The following is a 17,350-nucleotide window of genomic DNA, read 5'->3' as shown; positions in this document are numbered from 1 at the left end:
GCCCCAGGCTGCACCCAAACACGGGCTCATTGGCCCGTTCCCCCCTATCCGCTACGGAAGAAGCCCCCATGATTGATCTGGCCGCCCCTGATACCCGCATCGTTCCCACCCGCACGGGCATGGTCGCGATTCCCGCCAGCCTCGAATCGGACGTGGCGCAGTTCCATTACGCCCCCGCCCGGCGCGCCGGCGACTTTGTCTTGCTCTCGGGGATCGTCGTCAGCAACCCGCTGGCCGAACCCATGGGCGAGGCTGCGTTCTGCGATGCGTTGCGCCATGTGTTCGAGCAGATCAGCCATCTGCTGGCCGCCTGCGGCGCGCACCTGGACGACGTGACCGAACTGCAGATGTTCCATGTTTTCGGTAGCGCGCACCTGGCGCTCGACAAGAACGGCCAATTGGCGGCCATCGCCCGGGTTCGAGACGAATTCTTCAGCGCCCCCTATCCGGCGGCCGTCGAATTGGGCGTGGCCCAGCTCAATCCACCGGGCGGCATCGTGGAAATCAAGGCCACGGCCTATACGCCTGGGCGGAACTGAATAGGACCGCCAGTCGAACAGAACCGGCGCCTTCCCAAGCCCGCGCGCCACAAGCAAGAGGCCCGCTGAAACTTTCGTTTCAGCGGGCCTCTTATCTTGTGACAGTCATCTTGCGACTTTCACGAGGAATTCCTGGTGCCGACGGCGAGACTCGAACTCGCACAGCTTTCGCCACTACCCCCTCAAGATAGCGTGTCTACCAATTTCACCACGTCGGCAAATCCAACCAGAAAAGGCGTGCTTTCCTGGAAAGTCGAACATTCTAACACGCAAATCCGTAATCTTGGCAACCGGACTGGGGCCAGCCCGGCGAAGCCTGACCGGAATCCCCATTCCGAATACCCGCTTACCCAGGCGAGGGGCTCTAGCCCCCCGCCCTACCCGATCAATTGATCTGCAGGTTCGTCGCCTTCACGACCTCGCCCCATTTCCGGGTTTCGCTCTCCATGAAGGCCTTGAACGCTTGCGGCGTGTTGGGTGGCGGCGGCATCAGGAAGCCGTTGGTCTGATAGTTCGCGGCCAGGGCGCTGTCGGACGTCAGCGCCTTGTTGATGGCGGCGTTCACTTTCTGGACGATTTCCGGCGGCGTGCCCGCAGGCGCGAACAGGCCGAACCAGGCCGCCACGTCAAAGCCCGGCAGACCGGATTCGGCAATGGTGGGAATTTCCGGGGCGAACGGCACACGGCTGGCGGTGGTGACGGCCAGACCCGTCAGCTTGCCGGCGCGCACGTGCGGCAAGAGCGGCGGCAGGTTATCGAAGATGGAGTCCACCTGGCCGCCCAGCAGATCGGCCACGGCCGGGCCGCTGCCGCGGTACGGCACGTGCAGGATATCGATGCCGGCCTTCATCTTGAACAGCTCGCAGCCCAGGTGCGCCGACGAGCCGTTGCCTGGGGACGCGCAGGTCAGCTTGCCGGGGTTCTTCTTGGCGTAGGCAATGTATTCCTGCACCGACTTGACCGGCACATTGGCGTTGACCGCCAGGATGTTGGGCACCACGTTCAACAACGCGACGGCGTCCAGGTCCTTGAGCGCGTCATACGACATCTTGGAATACAGCGACTGGTTGATCGCGGTGGAAATCGACCCCACGAACAGGGTGTAGCCGTCGGCGGGCGCGCGCGCCACGGTTTCCGCACCGATGTTGCTGTTGGCGCCCGGCTTGTTCTCGACCACGAAGGTCTGGCCGAATTCCTTGCCCAGCACGTCGGCGATCATGCGGGCGCTGATGTCGGTGGTGCCGCCAGGGGCATAGCCCACAACCAGCCGGACGGGCTTGGACGGGTAGTTGCTTGCCTGGGCCTGGGCCGGTGTGCTCACGGCGCACGCGATCGCCGCGGCCACGCCAGCCAGCTTCGAATAGATGTTCTTCATGTCTCCTCCTGTCGAAAAAATGGAATCGGCGCCCACGCGGCGGCGCGCCTGTTTTCTTGTTGTGGTCGGGGCGGCCCTGCCCGGGCGCCGCATCGCGACGGCTTGCCCCTAGGCGGGGCAAGCCACGCGCATCGGCGCGATCAGGTCCGGCGTGACGTCGGCCAGCGAGCCGCAACCGAGCAGCGCCATGTTGGTCGAGATCTCGCTGCGGAAGATCTCGGTGACCTTGCGGATGCCGGCGTTGCCGCCGACTGCCGCGCCGAACAGCTGGGGACGGCCGGTAAAGGCCATGCTTGCGCCCAGGGCCACGGCCTTGAGCACATCGGACCCACGGCGAAAGCCGCCGTCGACCATGACCGGAAAGCCGGCCGGCACGGCCGCCACGACGCCGGGCAGCGCCTGCAAGGGTGAAATGCAGCCGTCGAGCTGGCGCCCGCCATGGTTGGACACGATGACGCCGTCGGCGCCGGCCTCATGGGCCAGCCGTGCGTCGTCGGCGTGCATAACGCCCTTGAGCACCAGCTTGCCGGGCCAGTTCTGGCGGATCCAGCGGATGTGGTCCCACGACAGTTTGTCGCGTTCGCCGCGAAAGCCGTTGGGCGGGTCCTGGGTGATGGGCGGGCCGATGTCTTCGTACAGGTTCGAGAACCGGGGCACGCCGCTGCCCAGCAGCGTGCGCACGAAGACATTCAGGCTCCAGCGCGGATGCAGCATGCCGTCCAGCACCACGCGGGGGCTGAGCTTGAAAGGCACGGTGAAAGCCAGTTTCTGCAGGTTCTCGCGGTTGGCGCCGACACAGGTGTCGATCGTCACCACCAGTACCGGGATCTCGGCGCGGCGCAGGCGGTCCAGCAGTTTGGCGATGCGGTCGGTGTTGCCGGGCAGGTAGGCCTGGTACCAGCAGCGCTTGCCGGTGGCTTCCTGCAGGCGTTCGAGCGGCACACTGGACGCGCCGCTGATGATGAACGGGATATGGGCATCCTGGGCGGCGCGCGCCAGCGCCAGGTCGCATTCATGCATGACAATGGCCGAGAAGCCGGTGGGCGCAAAACCCACCGGCATGGCGTATTGCTCGCCAAAGAGGCTGACCTGGCTGCTGCGCTGATCCACCACCCGCAGGCCGCGCGGCTTGAAGCCGATGTCGTGCTGGGCGCGCAGGCTCTCGTGCAGCGATGCGCCGTCTTCGGTGCCGCCGCAGACGTAGCCTTCGACGCAGCGCGGCATGATGCGCCGCGCCTCGCGCTCGAAGTCCCGCACCGACAGGCAGCGGTCCAGTCGGCTCATGCGGCCACCGGCGTACCGGCTCGGGCGCCCAGCGCCTGCAGGCAGGCGGCCAGCGAACGGTCCTGCGTGTCCTGGTAAAGCGCCAGCTCATCCTGCACGGGCGCGCCCAGCGCCTGCTCGAATGCGGTCTGGCTGGCGTTCTGGGCGTACTCGGCCTGGGCTTTGTCGCCCAGGTTCGACTGGAAGATGCCCGCGGCGCTGACCGGCAGGAAGTCTTCGTAGACCAGCGGTTCAAAGCGGATATAGCCCTGCTCGATCAGCGCGCGCAGGTCGCTGTCCGGTTCGGCGCCTTGCTTGCCGGTCAGGAAATAGCGGAAATACGCCAGCCCCTGGTCGTGCAATTGCGCGTAGTCGTCGGGGAACGTGGCGAAGCATTCCTGCAGATTCTGCATGTAGGCCGCCGCGTTACCTTCGTTGGGCGCGCCGCTGATGCGGCTGCGCGCCAGGTCCAGCAACTGGTCGTACAGGGCCCGGCCCTTGCGGGTCAGGGCCACGCCGCGCTGCTCGATCTCGCCGAAGCGCGCGGTATGGCTGCCGACCGCGGCCTGGCCATCCGTACCGGTGAACCACACCGGCTCTTCCAACGCCTTGAAGCTGGTCTGGCGCAGCAGGATGGGGCACTTGCGTGGCGGGGGGCCTTCGATGACGGCCTTGGCCGCCACGCCACGGCGCGGCATCTCCGCCTGGGCTTCATCGATGTCCAGCGTGCGCGGCGTCAAATGGTTGATGTGCGGGCCCTTGAAGGCCACCACGTCGGCGATCAGGCGATGCTGGCCGTGCAGTTCACGGTAGTCATCCAGGCTGACGGTGGCTTCGCTGTGCCAGCGGAAGGTGTGCAACGCCTCGGCGACGAATTCGCGCGCGTCGGCGTCGTTCAGACCGCCCTGCGTTTCAAAACGGGCTGCCAGTTCCAGTGCACAGTCCGTGAAGATCTGGCGCGCGGCCAAGATGCGGGCGGCTTTTTCACGCAAGGCCACGTCATCGATCAGCTCCAAGCGCAGCAACGAGGTGAAGACGCGGAACGGGCTGGCCTGCAGCGCGGCCTCGTGGGTGGCGCGGAAAGCGGTCGAATGCACCGGCACGCCGGCCGGCGACAGGTCGTAGTAGCCCACCGGCTGCATGCCCATCACGGCGAACACGCGGCGCATGTTGGCCAGTTCTTCGGCCGTGCCGACGCGGATGGCGCCGTGGCGCTCGATGTCCAGGCGTTCGATTTCACCGGTGCGCGCCAGTTGCGCGGACAGCTCGGGCTGCTCGGCCAACGTCTTGGCATTGACCTGGGCCACCAGGTCCAGCAGCGTGTCATACAAGGGCACTTCCGACTTGTACATGTCGGACATGGCTCGGGAGAACCAGGCGCGGATCTGATCCGGGTTGACGAAATTCTGACTCATGGCGGACTCGGCACATCGATAAACAAGGATGGCCCGCATGAAATCATGCCCGGCGAGGGCAATCAAATGAAAAAAATCGGCTTAATCAGTCCTTTTTTTCATGGATCGCGTGCGCCGGGCGTCACGGCCGCGCTTTTGCGCGGCTTCCCGTTCGACCCAGGCGACGAACTGCTTGATCTTCGGGACTTCGGCCGAATGCTCGGAATAGGCCACGAAATAGGCGCCGTCGCTGGGCTGCACGTAGCCCCAGGGAATCACCAGCTTGCCGGCCTGCAGTTCTTCTTCGGCCAACAGCCTGGGCGTCAGGGCGATGCCGCAGCCGCCTTCGGCCGCGCGCACGCACATATAGAACGTGTCGAACTGGGGGCCGTGATAGCTGCGGTCGGACTGGAACTGCTGGTGCGAAAAATAGTCGTGCCAGGCCTCGGGGCGCGAGGCGCACTGGATCAGCGTCTGGCCGCTCAATGCCTCCAAGCTGGACACCTTGTCTCCGGGCAGCAAGCCCGGTGCGCACACCGGAATCACCTCGGCGCCGAACAGCTCACGGCACTGCGCGCCCGGCAAGGTGCCGTGGCCGAAGAAAAATGAGATGTCGATCTTGGCCTGCATCAGGTCGAACGGCCGGGTTTCGCTGCGGACCTTCAGCTGGATATCCGGATGCGCGGCCATGAACTGTTGCAGGCGCGGAATCAGCCAGCGCGCGCCGAAGGTGGGCTGGGTGCCGATGGTCAGGACCTGGGTTTCGCTGCCGTAGGTCAGGATGTAGCGCGAGGACATATCCACCTGATTCAGGATGGCCCGGACCTCGGACTGGTACAACGCCCCCGCCGGCGTCAATTGCAGGCGCCTGCGCACCCGCAGGAACAGCGGATTGCGCAGCAGCGCCTCGAGCTGCGCGATCTGTTTGCTGATCGCGCTCTGGGTCATGTGCAGTTCCTCGGCGGCGCGCGTCACGCTCATGTGCCGCGCCACCGCCTCGAAACACTGCAGCGCCATCATCGATGGCATCAAACGCTTTTCCATGGGGCCGGTCCGTAGTGCCTCTTGCGCGGCCGGCGGGCCGTCAAACAGGCCTGCCGCCGCATCCGCGCATTATCGCAGCCCGCTCGGGCCATGGCCGCCCGCGCCAATGAAAAAGGCCGGCATGCGCCGGCCTTTTTCGGAATGCCAGAGGCTTACTTCGCGGGCGTTTCAGCCGGCTTGCCGCCAGCGGCGGGCGCCGTCGGGACGGAAGCATCAGGCTGGGCGGCCGGTGCCGGCGCAGCGCCCGGAACCGACGAAGCGCCGGGGACGGACGAGGCGCCGGGGACGGACGATGCGCCCGGGACGGACGACGCACCCGGCGTGGCAGGCGCAGCGCCCGGCACTTGCGGAACCGAACGGTCGGCCGGGAAGCTTTGCATCACGCCGCTATCGACGGCGGCAGCGCCCGTGCCCTTGTGGCTGACATAAGCCAGGCCGGCGGTGGAAGCAAAGAAGACCACGGCGGCCCACTTGGTGGCGCGCGACAGGAAGTTGGCCGCGCCGGTGGCACCGAACAGGCTGCCCGACGAGCCGCTACCGAAAGCGGACCCCATGTCGGCGCCTTTGCCCTGTTGCAGCAGGACCAGCACGATGATAGCCAGCGCCGAAATCACTTGGACGGCCAGCAGAAGTTTAAGCATCAAGGGCATTACAGACTCCGGAACGGAAACTTAGATGGCGGCGATTCGCAAAAATTCTTCGGCCACGAGCGACGCGCCGCCGACCAGGGCTCCGTCGATATCAGTCATGGCGAACAAACTGGCGGCATTGGCAGCTTTGACGCTGCCGCCGTACAAAACCTGTACCTGCGCCGCGCCCAGCGCGGCCAGGGCGGCGCGGATGGCGCCGTGGACTTCCTGCGCCTGCTCGGGGCTGGCGGTGCGGCCGGTGCCGATGGCCCAGACGGGCTCGTAGGCCAGCACCATTTGCGACACGGCTTCGGCGCCCAGCGCCAGCACCGGCTTGAGCTGGCGTTCGATCACGGCCAGCGTGTTGCCGGCTTCGCGGTCGGCCAGGGACTCGCCCACGCAGACCACCGGGGTCAGGCCGGCGGCCAGGGCGGCGCGGGCCTTGTCGGCGACGATCTGGTCGGTTTCACCGTGCAGCACGCGGCGCTCGGAGTGCCCGGCCAGCGCATAGCGGCAGCCGAATTCCTTGAGCATGGGGCCGGATACTTCGCCGGTGTAGGCGCCCTTGTCATGCGCGCTGACGTCTTGCGCGCCCCACGACACGGCACTGCCGGTCAGGGCCGACGCGGCCTGGGCCAGGTACGGAAACGGAACGCAGACGCCGATCTCGCAGTGGCTCGCGGCATCCGCGGCGCGCAGCTCGGTCAGCAACGCAGCATTCTCAGCCAGGTTGCCGTGCATCTTCCAGTTGCCCAGCACAAGGCGGGCGCGGTTTTCGACTGAAGTCATGGCGCAAATGTCAGAGTGGATGAACCCGGGGGAAAAGCACCCGCCCACGGGCTGGCCTGGAAATAATTCCAGGCGAAACCCGAGATTGTATCCTGTTGCGCGGCGCCGCGCCGGACGCCGCGCGTTTCTTACATCGTCAGGATGATTTTGCCGATGTTCTCGCCGCTCTCCATCATGGCGTGGGCCTGGGCGGCCTGGGCCAGCGGGAAGGTGGCGTGGACGATGGGCTTGATGGCGCCCTGCTCGAGCAGGGGCCAGGCGTGCTGGCGCAGCGCCTGGGCGATGGCGCCCTTGAAATCGACGGGTCGGGGACGCAACGTCGAGCCCGTGATGGTCAGGCGGCGGCGCATGACCTGGCTGGTGTCCACGTTGGCCTGGGCCCCGCCCAGCTGGGCGATGATGACGATGCGGCCGTCGTCGGCCAGACACTGCATGTCGCGGGCGATGTAGTCGCCGGCCACCATGTCCAGGATCACGTCTACGCCCCGGCCGCCGGTGGCGTCCTTCACTTCCTTGACGAAGTCCTGGGTCTTGTAATTGATGCCCAGGGTGGCGCCCAGGGCCTCGACGGCGCGGGCCCGGTCGTCGCTGCCCACCGTGGCATAGACCTTGTGGCCCAGCGCGCGCGCCAGCTGGATGGCCGTGGTGCCGATGCCGCTGGCGCCGCCGTGCACCAGCAGAGCCTCGCCAGCCGCCAGGCGGCCGCGGTCGAACACGTTGCTCCAGACGGTGAAATAGGTTTCCGGCAGCCCGGCGGCTTCGATGTCGGACAGCCCCTTGGGAATGGGCAGGCACTGGGCGGCGGGCGCGACGCAATATTCGGCGTAACCGCCGCCGGCCACCAGGGCGCAGACCTTGTCGCCCAGGGCAAAACCGCTGCCGGCCAGGTCGCCGCCGACGATTTCGCCGGCCACTTCCAGACCCGGCAGGTCGGACGCGCCGGGCGGCGGCGCGTAATTGCCCTTGCGCTGAAACACGTCGGGGCGGTTGACGCCCGCGGCGCTGACTTTGATCAGGACTTCGCCCTGGCCGGGTTCCGGCGTGGGGCGCTCAACGGGAACCAGGACCTCGGGGCCGCCCGGGCGGGAGATTTCTACAGCGTGCATCGCGTGCCTCCTTCGCAGCAAATAGATTATTATTGCGCCCTTTACGGCAGGCCGTGTTTTCGCCGGGCAGAGTGTTTGCCAGGCGGCCGGATTGCCGCGGCAGCAGTACATTGCAGTACCAGGAAGCGTGGCAGAGTGGTCGATTGCACCGGTCTTGAAAACCGGCAAGGGGTTAAACCCTTCGTGGGTTCGAATCCCACCGCTTCCGCCACCCCTCTCCCCCAACGGCGGGCGAGACAAGCAGGGCCGACCAGGCATCGTTAACCTGCTTACCATTAACAGCTGAACAAGTCCTGAATTAGGACGAATTCGTCTACTATTTTGCGCATTCCGGGCGGCACGCGGTGGCGAGTCCGGCAAAGAACCGGCGACACAGCCTGGTGACCATGCCCAAAATGAAAGACGCATTGAAGGCGGGCCTATTCCGCCTGTCTCCTGCCCTGGCGGCGCGCTGCGGCGTGCAATTCCCCTTGCGGGCGCCGAACCGGCAGTTTCTTGAACAGCAGATCTTCGGCTACCTCAACAGCCTGCCTGCCGGACCTGGGCGCCCAGGCCGTTGCCTGTTCCTGGGCATGGGCGAATACACCTGGCACTACCCCCGCCTGCTCAAGGCGGATTTCTATTCGCTGGACATGGACCCCGCGCAGGCCCAATACGGCGTGCCGGGCCGGCACCTGACCGGCAGCGCCACCGAGATGGCCGCGTTCTACGAGCCGGGCTTTTTCGACGTGGTGGTGGCCAACGGCCTGATCGGCTATGGCTTGAATGACCAGGCCGGCTACGAGCGCATGCTGGCGCAATGCCATGCAGTGCTCCAGCCCGGCGGCCTGTTGATCCTGGGCTACAACGACACGCCCGAGCGCGCGCCGTTTCCGGTGCATGTCGACGCCCTGGGACTGTTCACGCCGTTCGTCCCGCCGATACCCGGGGTTGACCAGCCGCGCCATCCCATGCGCGATAAATATCACCACGTATTCCTCTTCGCGCAACGCCGGGAGCCGGACGCGATCGCGACGTAGCGGCCGAGACCGAGCAGGCAGTACGCAGCCGCCGCGGCCTGCCTCGTCAGGCTGCCAACGCCGCCGGGTAGGTTTTCGGAATGCCCGCCGCCGCCACGCCGCTGCGCAAGGTTTCCTGCGGCAACGACGCCGCCAGCAGTTCCCGTGCAGCCAGCAGCCGCCCCAGATCGACGCCGGTCCGGTAGCCCATGCTTTCCAACATGAACACCAGGTCTTCGGTAACGATGTTGCCCGACGCGCCGGGCGCGAACGGGCACCCGCCCAGGCCGCCCAGGCAGGCGTCGAACGCACGGATACCCTCGTCCAGCCCGGCCAGCGCATTGGCCAGCCCGAGCCCCATCGTGTCGTGCAGGTGCAGCTTGACCAACCGGGCGCCGATGGCGTCCTGGGCGGCCCGCACGGCGTCGCGCACCAGGGCGGGATGCGCGTATCCCACGGTGTCGGCCAGCGCGATCTCGTCAGCCCCGGCGCGCGTCACCGCCGCGGCCACCTGCGCCACCCGCCGCACCGGCACCGCGCCTTCCATCGAACAGCCAAAGGCCGTGGCGACGGCGGCGTCCACCCGCACGGGCCGGGCCTGCGCCCGCAGCCAATCGACGATGGCGGCTACGGCATCCACCTGAGCGTCCGTGCCCTTGCCGACGTTGGCGTGGCTATGGGTATCGCTGACGGACACCGGAATGGCGATCACGTGCGCGCCCGCCTGGTAGGCCGCCATGGCGCCCTTCAGGTTGCAGGCCAGCGCGCAAACCGTCACGCCGTCCAGGCCCAGGACCTCGGGCAGCACCTGTGCCGTATCGGCCATCTGCGGCACCAGCCGCGGCGACACGAAGCTGCCCACCTCGATTTCGCGCAGGCCCGCCGCGGCCAGCTGCCGTATCCAGCGCAGCTTGTCGGCGGCCGGCATCATGCCCCGCGCCATCTGCAGCCCGTCGCGAGGACCGACCTCGCACAGCCTCACTTGCTGATCCATGACGTTTCCTTGTCGAATGCGCCAGCGGCTATTGCTGCACCACGATGCCGGCGGCGGCGATGGTCTGGCGGGCCTTGCCGATGTCCGCCCTAATCAGCGCGGCGAACTGCTCGGCGGACACGGGGTCGGTTTCCAACCCTTGGGAGGCCAACGCGTCCTGCACGTCCTTGCGCGCCAGCAGCTTGTTGAAATCGGCGTTCAATCGCGCCACCACGTCGGGCGGCGTCTTGGCCGGCGCCAGCACGCCGTAATAGGTAACCACACTGAAATCCTTGTAGCCCAGCTCGGCCACGGTGGGCACCTCCGGCAACGCCGGATTGCGCTTGGGCGAGGTCACCGCCAGCGCACGCACCTTGCCCGCCTTGATGAGCGAGGCCGCCGACGAGATCGACGAGCCCGCGAACTGCAGATGCCCGCCCATCAGGTCGGCCAGTGCGGGCGCCGACCCCTTGTAGGGCACGTGCTGCATCTTGAAGCCCGCCTCGTGCTGCAGCATTTCCATGGCAATGTGCACGCCACCGCCGGTGCCGGACGTGCCATAGGACAACTTGTTCGGATCCTTCCGGGCAGCTTCGATCACCTCGGGCAGCGTCTTGTAAGGCGAACTGTCGGCCACCAGCAGCACCATCGGCGTGGTGGCCACCAGCGCCACCGGCGCCAGGTCCTTGAGCGGGTCGTACGCCACCTTCATCAACAGCGGAATCAGGGTGACGTTGTCGGACTGCCCGATCACCAGGTCGTAGCCCTGGGCGGGCGAGCGGGCCGCTTCGGCCAGGCCCAGCGCGGTGCCCGCGCCCGGCTTGTTCTCGGGCACCACGGCCCAGCCGTTCAGTTCGTGCAGCTTGTTGCTCATCAGGCGTCCGATGTAGTCGGTGCCGCCGCCCGGCGTGGACGGGATGATGATGCGGATGGGTTTGTTCGGATAGTCCTGCGCGTGGGCGGCGCAGGCGACGGCCAGGCTGGCCACCGCCAAGAGTTTGCGGATCATCGGATAGTCTCCTCATTGATGGATGTCTTGGCGATCTGGCGCCGCCTCGACGTGGACAGGCTCTACGGCCCGTTCGGCAACCGCTTCAACGGCCTTCGCAGCGGATGATTCCCGCGGTGTGCAAGGCCTGGATGCGCGCGCCATCCAGGCCCAGCCCTCGCAGAATGGATTCGGTATGGCGGCCTTGCGCGGGCGGATCGGAGCGCTTGCCGGCCTTGCGGCCATCGAACTCGATGGGCAGCGCCGCGGCCGATATCTCGCCGCCATCCGGCAACGTCGTGGCCAGCAGCGCGCCGCCGGCGTTCAAGTGTTCGTCCTGCAGCAGATCATGCGGCTGGCGGATGGGGCCATACGACAGGTTCGCCGCCTCCAGCGCCGCGCACAGCGCGTCGGTCTTCCAGGTCTTGAGGATTTCGCCCACGCCGGGCACCAGCCACGACCGCGCCGCCTCGCGGTCCACGGCGGTTGCCAGGCGCGGATCGGCCGCCCATTCGGGCGGCAGGAATGTCTGCGCGAAATTGCGCCACTGCGCATCGCCCACCACGGCCACGAACACGCGCCCGTCGGCGGTCTCGAACACGTCGTACACGCCCCATGGCGGCTTGCGCTCGGCGCCGAAAGGCTTGGGCGCGGCACCGGTCAGCTGGAACTGCGCAATGAATTGCGCCACCAGCAGAAGGTTGTTTTCGAACAGGCCCGAGCGCACATGGCGGCCGCGTCCGGTGGCGTGGCGATCGTGCAGCGCGGCCAGCGCGCCCACTACGCCGAACGTGCCGCCCAGGATGTCGTTGACCGAGGCGGCCACGCGTTGCGGGGTATCGGCGCCGCCGTTGATGTAGGCCAGCCCGCCCATCATCTGCACCACCTCGTCCAACGCGGTGCGATGCTTGTAGGGACCAGACAGAAAGCCCTTGAGCGACACATAGATCAGCCCGGGGTTGTCCGCCGCCAGGGTCTCGTAGTCCAGCCCATACTGGGCCAGGCTGCCGTCGCGGAAATTCTCCACCACCATGTCGGCCTGCAACGCCAGTTGGCGCGCCAGCGCCTGTCCTTCGGTCGATTTCAGATCGATGGACAGGCTTTGCTTGTTGCGGTTGAAGACGGGAAAGTAGCCACTGCCCGAACCCTTCAGCCGCCGCGTGCGATCGCCGTCAATGGGCTCGACCTTAATGACCTCGGCGCCCAGGTCGGCCAGCGCCAGGCCTGCGGCGGGTCCCATGATCATGTGGGACAGCTCCAGCACCTTGATGCCGCGCAAGGGCAGTTCGCTGCTGTCCATGAAGGGTGAAGCCGGTGCTGCGGTCATCAACGTTTCCTCTTGCCTGCTGCCGTGAACGGGAAGCCGAAGGGGCATGCCCGACGGCCGGTACGGAGCCATCATCGCGGGCAAGGCAGGTTCGGAAAAGCGGTCTTTCAGCACCGGGGCATTCTCGTTTGGGAACGTCCGGGTTAGCCCTAGCCCGGCATGACGCGGCGCGGCGTCAGGGCTGGGGCACCGCCCCCATGTGCGCCAGCAGCGCGCGGGCCGCGGGCGCCAAGGCCTCGAGTTCGCGCACCGCGATGCACAACGGCGTGCCAGACCACGGACCCGACAGGGCAATGAAGCGAATGTCCTGGCTGGCATGGCGCGGCTTCAGGTACATGGGCACCACCGCCACGCCCATGCCGCGCGCGACCAGGTTGCAGATGGTCTCGTGCGAGCTGACCCGCGCGCTGATGCGGCGCGCCACGCCGGCTTCTTGCGCGGCCTGCTTGAACACCGCGCTGATGCCGTTGTCGCGGTTCAGCTCGATCTGGTCGTAAGGCAGCAGTTGGGCATAGTCCAGTATCTCGCTGTCCGCCAGCAGATGCTGGGCCGGCACGACGGCGGCCAATTCACAGTAGCCGCAGGGGAACACCTGCAGGCCCTCGTGGCCGAAATCCGATCCCACCGCCACGTCGGCGCGTCCTTCCAGGACCTCCTGGAAGACCTGCTGCGTGGTGCTTTCTTCCAGCGCGATCTCGATCTGGGGATAGGCCCGGCGAAACGACTGGATCTGCGCCGGCAGGTCACCCGACAGCGCCGCCACGCTGGCCGCCAGCCGGATGCGGCCACGCACGCCGGTGGCAAAGCCCGCCATCTCGCGATGCATGCGGTCCATCTGCAGCAACAGCACGCGGACGTGGCCCGCCAATGCCTGGCCGGCCGGCGTGGCCTGCACGCCCTTGACGCCCCGCTCCAGCAGCGGCACGCCGAAGGCCTCTTCCATTTCCATCATGCGTTTGCTGACCGCCGAAGGCACGATGTTCTCGCGCGCCGCGGCGCGGGCCAGGCTGCCCGCCTCCACCGCCGCCAGGAACAGGCGCAGGGAAACCGGGTCGATGTCACGGGGGTGAGGCTGGGCGGGCAAGGGGCGCTTCATGCGGGCAGTTTCCCGCGACGCCTCCGGGACAGGGATCGGGGTTTTCCCCAGCCGATTGCCTTGCAGTTCGATACACTGCGCCTGGCCATCGCGTGCCCCCTGCGGCACAGGGCTTGTCCACGCAGCACAGGACACGCGCCATCACCTCACAACCAGAATAAGACCCAGACCATGCAGTGCCCTAAATGCAATTGGCAGAACCCGGCCGCCCATACCCACTGCTTCAGCTGTCACGCGCCATTGCCCGCGGCAGCGGCGCCCGCCGCGCCCCGCAAGGCCCCGAAAACCAGGCAGGGCGCCAAGGCCACGGGTTCCCAGCGCGCAGCGCCCTTTCCCGGCATCTGGGCGCGGCTGGCGGCCAGCGCCGTGGACGCCGCCACGATGATCGCGGCGATGTTCGCGTTTTCATCGGCCGCCTCCCTCAGCTATCAAGCGCTGCTGGAACAACCGGCGCCCGCGCTGCTGTGGCTGGCGGCCGGCCTGATCGGCCTGTTGCTGCCCGCCCTGATGGATGCCTGGGGGTCAGGCTCGCCCGGCAAGCGGTTGTTCAAGCAGCGCGTGGTCACGCGTAACGGCGCAAGCCCGGGCCTCGCGCGGTCCATCTGGCGGCACCTGATGAAGTTCCCGCTGAACCTGGTGTTGCCCGGCCTGTTCCATCATATCCAGCAAGCCATCTTCGGCGATCGCGCCATGCACAACTGGGCCGCCGGCACCTACGTGGTGTCCACCCAGGCCGATCCGCGGGCCGTGCAGGCCGCCCTGGGGCAGGCGCGCTCGGTCACCGGCGCCGGCAAATTCCTGCTGTTCGCCGCGGGCGCCGTGGTACTGGTGCTGGGCGGCTTCGTGCTGGCCGCGTTGACGCTGGGCAAGCATGAGCCCGACAGCCCCCTGATGGCCGATGTGCGGCGGCTGGATCTGGTGTCGGACCCCGTCCGGATGCTGGCGGAAAACCACTACCGCAGCACCGGCAAGTTCGCCGCCTCGCCGCAAGACCTCGGCGTGACGGCCGAATCGCTCGCATCCAGCGGCTTTTCCAAGCTGGAGCTCAATCCCGTGAACGGCGTGCTGCGCTTCACCATCGCCGGCCCGGCCGGCACCGATGACGCGCCGTCGCTGGGCGGCAAGCATCTGGTCTATCTGCCCGAGCTGCGCGCCGAACGCAAGGGCGGCGGCATCCGCCGCTGGCAATGCGGCAGCGATGACATCGCCGCCGCCGACCGCCCCTACAGCTGCCGCCATGCCGCCGGCGCCATCGCGCCCTGATGCACGGCGCCCCCGATTTGAGGAATCCCGCATGTCCAGCTTGATCGAATCCATATTCCGCGCCGACGACGGCGACGACAATCCGCAGATGCTCGCGTTGTGCGAACAAGCGGTGCGCGAGCAGCCGAACGCCGCCCAGGTGTGGGCGCTACGCGCCCGCTGCCACGACAAGCACGGCGCCCCCGCGGCCCGCGATGCCGACCTGGCGCGCGCATTGGCGCTGGACCCGCAGTGCGCCGACGCCCTGCGCGTGCGGGCCACGGCGGAGTACGACGACGGCGACCACGAAGCAGCCTGGCGCATCCTGCGCGACGCCCGCCAACGCGCGCCCTCGCATTTCGGCCTGCTGATGGCCGAGGCCTATGTGCTGATCAACGACGAACGGCTGCAGGACGCCATCGATTGCTGGACCCGCGCGATCCAGCAACGGCCTCAGGCCGGCGCCCCGCACTGCTACATCGCATCCAACCTGGCCAATGCTGGCCGCCATAGCGAGGCCGTGCCCTATTTCGAGCGCGCCGTCGCGCTCGCTCCCGGCAACGGCCGCTTCATGTACGACGCCGGCAATACCTACCGCCGCCTGGACGACCTGGACAAGGCCATCGCCATGTTCGACCGGTCGCGCGCCATCCTGGGCGAGCAAAACGCCATCCAGCACAACCGCGCGTCTTGCCTGCAGGCCATGGGCCGCCACGCCGATGCCGTCGAGGAATGGACCAGCCTGCTGCGCCGCGAGCCCGACTGGGACTGGCCGCTGGAAGGCAAGGCCCGCTCGCTGCACCGGCTGGGCCGCGCCGACGAAGCCAAGCCGTTGTGGCGGCGCCTGGACGCGCTATCGGACAACGGTTGGGAAGGCCGCAAGGAACAGGCCCGCGAATATGTGCGCAGCGGCGAGCCGGAACTGGCCGAACAGGCCCTGCGCGATCTGGACCCCTTGTCCAGCGGCGACGCCCAATTGCTGTTCGTGGCCGGCAACGCGCAACGCGACCAACGCCAGTGGGAACAGGCGCTGGCCTATTACCTGCAGGGCTACGAACTGGCGCCGAAGAACGACTTCCTGCCGGGCAATGCCGCCGACATGCTCGTCCGCCTGGAACGCCATGGCGAAGCATTGCCCTTGTCCGAGGTTGCCATCGCGCTGGACCCCGATTGGGTCAAGTGGCGCCGCGTGCGCATCGACGCACTGATCGGACTTGAGCGCGGCGCGGAGGCGGCGGCCGACGCCGAACGCGCCCAGCAACGCTGGCCCGACGACAGCATGCTGCAGGCCGACACCATCAATGCCCTGATCGCCGCCCGCCGCCACGACGACGCGCTAGCGGCCTGCGATCGCCTGGTCGCGATGGATCCGGAATACCGCGACTGGGCTTTGTATTCGCGCGGCGAGATCTACGGCGCCATGCAACGCCACGCCGAATCCGCCGCGGCCTTCCGCCAGGCCGCGGCGGCCTATCAACAGAACGGCAAGCCTCGGTATCAACAACTGTCGCTGGACAACGCCCTGGCGGCGGAACAGGCGGCCACCGCGCCGCGCGGCCTGCTGGCACGGCTGTTCGGGCGCAGATAAGCGAACGGCGGGCGGCGCCCTGCGCCCCCGCCTCAAAGCCAGCCGTACCCTTCCAGCAACCCCAGCAGACAACGCCGGGCCGCGGCCACGGCCTCGTCGCGCAACGCGTCAGCGCGCCACCCCATTTCGATGGCGTAGCCCGGCATGGCGATGGGACACGGCAGCATCCGCAAACCGGCCATCGCCGCCAAGCCGCGCGCCGCGTGGGCCGGCAAGGTCGCCAATGCATCGCTGCCTTGCAACAGGAACGGCAGCGCGGAAAAGTGCGTGGTCGCCGCCAGCACCCGCCGCGTCTGCCCCATGCCGTGCAGCACCTCGTCCACCACGCCGATGAAACCGCCGGATGACACCAGTACGTGCGGACGCTGCGTAAACGCTGCCACCGACAAGCTGTCCTGGCCAGGCGCAAGACTGGCCGGATCGACCAAGCAGGCATAACCGCCCTGCCCCACGGTCACGCGTTGCAGCGCTGGCGCGATCAGCCCGCCGGACGCGATCACCAAATCGACCTCGCGCGCCATCAGCATGTCCGCCGCCAGGCGGCTGTGGGTTTGCCGAAAGATCAGACGCAATCCGGGTGCGGCCTGCGCCAACGCGACGATCGCGGCGCGCCCCAGCGCAATCTCGAAATCGTCCGACAGCCCCAGCGTCACGGACCGCCCCGCAAACCCTGCCGCGCCAGGCCTGGCCAGCGACAGGCTCTGGCGGCACTTGTCCAGCGCCTCGCCGATGATCGGCCGCAGCTCGCGCGCCCGCAGGCTGGGCGATAGCCCGCGCCCGGTGCGCACGAACAGCGGGTCCGCGTACAGCGTGCGCAGCCGCGCCAGCGCGGCGCTCACGGCCGACTGCGTCACGCCCAGCCGCAACGCCGCCCGGCCCGCGCCGCCCTCGTCGTAGATTGCCTCGAACACTTTGAGCAGGTTCAGGTCGGTCGATTCGATATCAATTTTATTCATATCATTTATCTTCAGACGGGATTGATTGATTTTAGGCCCGCCC

General features: G+C 67.5%; 16 protein-coding genes and 2 tRNA genes. 5 read left to right on the top strand and 13 right to left on the bottom strand.

The genetic code is table 11. From position 1 onward, the window contains the following. Nucleotides 1-68: 68 nt before the first annotated feature. Nucleotides 69-539: a Rid family hydrolase gene (locus A9974_RS23955; RefSeq protein WP_183006700.1), complete on the top strand. Its 471-nt coding sequence runs from the start codon at nt 69-71 to the stop codon at nt 537-539. A gap of 133 nt (nt 540-672) precedes the next feature. Here A9974_RS23955 and A9974_RS23950 read toward each other — a convergent pair. The 8 genes from A9974_RS23950 to A9974_RS23915 all read right to left on the bottom strand — a co-directional run bounded on the left by A9974_RS23950 (nt 673) and on the right by A9974_RS23915 (nt 8,139). Further along, a tRNA-Leu gene (locus tag A9974_RS23950) sits at nt 673-757 on the bottom strand. A 167-nt stretch (nt 758-924) separates the two neighbouring features. Then, complete coding sequence (locus A9974_RS23945; protein WP_183006699.1) at nt 925-1,914, bottom strand: tripartite tricarboxylate transporter substrate binding protein; 990 nt, start codon at nt 1,912-1,914, stop codon at nt 925-927. Nucleotides 1,915-2,022: 108 nt separating this feature from the next. Further along, nucleotides 2,023-3,198 (bottom strand): alpha-hydroxy acid oxidase, encoded by a 1,176-nt coding sequence (locus tag A9974_RS23940; protein WP_183006698.1) that lies wholly within the window; start codon nt 3,196-3,198, stop codon nt 2,023-2,025. Further along, nucleotides 3,195-4,592 carry a VOC family protein gene (locus tag A9974_RS23935; protein WP_183006697.1) on the bottom strand — a complete coding sequence of 466 codons (1,398 nt, stop codon included), beginning with the start codon at nt 4,590-4,592 and terminating at the stop codon, nt 3,195-3,197. Before A9974_RS23935 ends, A9974_RS23940 begins: the two co-directional genes overlap by 4 nt. 81 nt (nt 4,593-4,673) lie before the next feature. Beyond that, complete coding sequence (locus tag A9974_RS23930) at nt 4,674-5,615, bottom strand: LysR substrate-binding domain-containing protein (RefSeq protein WP_183006696.1); 942 nt, start codon at nt 5,613-5,615, stop codon at nt 4,674-4,676. Nucleotides 5,616-5,767: 152 nt separating this feature from the next. Beyond that, nucleotides 5,768-6,265, bottom strand: coding sequence for a preprotein translocase subunit SecG (secG, locus tag A9974_RS23925; protein ID WP_183006695.1), 498 nt, complete (start codon nt 6,263-6,265; stop codon nt 5,768-5,770). A gap of 21 nt (nt 6,266-6,286) precedes the next feature. Further along, a complete protein-coding gene (gene tpiA / locus A9974_RS23920) occupies nt 6,287-7,033 on the bottom strand; it encodes a triose-phosphate isomerase (RefSeq protein ID WP_183006694.1) in 747 nt (248 codons plus the stop codon). Nucleotides 7,034-7,161: 128 nt separating this feature from the next. Next, nucleotides 7,162-8,139, bottom strand: coding sequence for an NAD(P)H-quinone oxidoreductase (locus A9974_RS23915; protein WP_183006693.1), 978 nt, complete (start codon nt 8,137-8,139; stop codon nt 7,162-7,164). A 121-nt stretch (nt 8,140-8,260) separates the two neighbouring features. Here A9974_RS23915 and A9974_RS23910 point away from each other — a divergent pair. Both A9974_RS23910 and A9974_RS23905 read left to right on the top strand, forming a co-directional pair. Further along, nucleotides 8,261-8,350 (top strand) — tRNA-Ser (locus A9974_RS23910). 184 nt (nt 8,351-8,534) lie between these two features. Then, nucleotides 8,535-9,158 (top strand): class I SAM-dependent methyltransferase, encoded by a 624-nt coding sequence (locus tag A9974_RS23905; protein ID WP_255468303.1) that lies wholly within the window; start codon nt 8,535-8,537, stop codon nt 9,156-9,158. Nucleotides 9,159-9,204: 46 nt separating this feature from the next. Here A9974_RS23905 and A9974_RS23900 read toward each other — a convergent pair whose 3' ends face one another. From A9974_RS23900 to A9974_RS23885, 4 genes are all read right to left on the bottom strand, one after another. Next, nucleotides 9,205-10,131 (bottom strand): hydroxymethylglutaryl-CoA lyase, encoded by a 927-nt coding sequence (locus A9974_RS23900; RefSeq protein WP_183006691.1) that lies wholly within the window; start codon nt 10,129-10,131, stop codon nt 9,205-9,207. Between the two features lie 28 nt (nt 10,132-10,159). Further along, nucleotides 10,160-11,119 (bottom strand): tripartite tricarboxylate transporter substrate binding protein, encoded by a 960-nt coding sequence (locus tag A9974_RS23895; protein ID WP_183006690.1) that lies wholly within the window; start codon nt 11,117-11,119, stop codon nt 10,160-10,162. An 85-nt stretch (nt 11,120-11,204) separates the two neighbouring features. Continuing rightward, nucleotides 11,205-12,425, bottom strand: a complete 1,221-nt coding sequence (locus A9974_RS23890) for a CaiB/BaiF CoA-transferase family protein (protein WP_183006689.1) — start codon at nt 12,423-12,425, stop codon at nt 11,205-11,207. A gap of 175 nt (nt 12,426-12,600) precedes the next feature. Next, nucleotides 12,601-13,521 (bottom strand): LysR family transcriptional regulator, encoded by a 921-nt coding sequence (locus A9974_RS23885; RefSeq protein ID WP_183006688.1) that lies wholly within the window; start codon nt 13,519-13,521, stop codon nt 12,601-12,603. A 171-nt stretch (nt 13,522-13,692) separates the two neighbouring features. Between A9974_RS23885 and A9974_RS23880 the strand changes: the two genes are divergently transcribed. Together A9974_RS23880 and A9974_RS23875 are read left to right on the top strand one after the other, a co-directional pair. Next, complete coding sequence (locus A9974_RS23880) at nt 13,693-14,784, top strand: RDD family protein (RefSeq protein ID WP_220806091.1); 1,092 nt, start codon at nt 13,693-13,695, stop codon at nt 14,782-14,784. A 31-nt stretch (nt 14,785-14,815) separates the two neighbouring features. After that, nucleotides 14,816-16,351: a tetratricopeptide repeat protein gene (locus tag A9974_RS23875; RefSeq protein ID WP_183006687.1), complete on the top strand. Its 1,536-nt coding sequence runs from the start codon at nt 14,816-14,818 to the stop codon at nt 16,349-16,351. 32 nt (nt 16,352-16,383) lie between these two features. Here the strand turns inward: A9974_RS23875 and A9974_RS23870 are convergent, their stop codons facing one another. Then, nucleotides 16,384-17,307 carry a LysR substrate-binding domain-containing protein gene (locus A9974_RS23870; protein ID WP_183006686.1) on the bottom strand — a complete coding sequence of 308 codons (924 nt, stop codon included), beginning with the start codon at nt 17,305-17,307 and terminating at the stop codon, nt 16,384-16,386. Nucleotides 17,308-17,350: the final 43 nt, after the last annotated feature.

This window comes from Achromobacter sp. UMC71, assembly GCF_014170305.1.
Classification (GTDB): Bacteria; Pseudomonadota; Gammaproteobacteria; order Burkholderiales; family Burkholderiaceae_B; genus Achromobacter.
The sequence above is the reverse complement of the archived record's forward strand: the minus strand, read 5'-3'. Positions and strand labels throughout refer to the sequence as shown.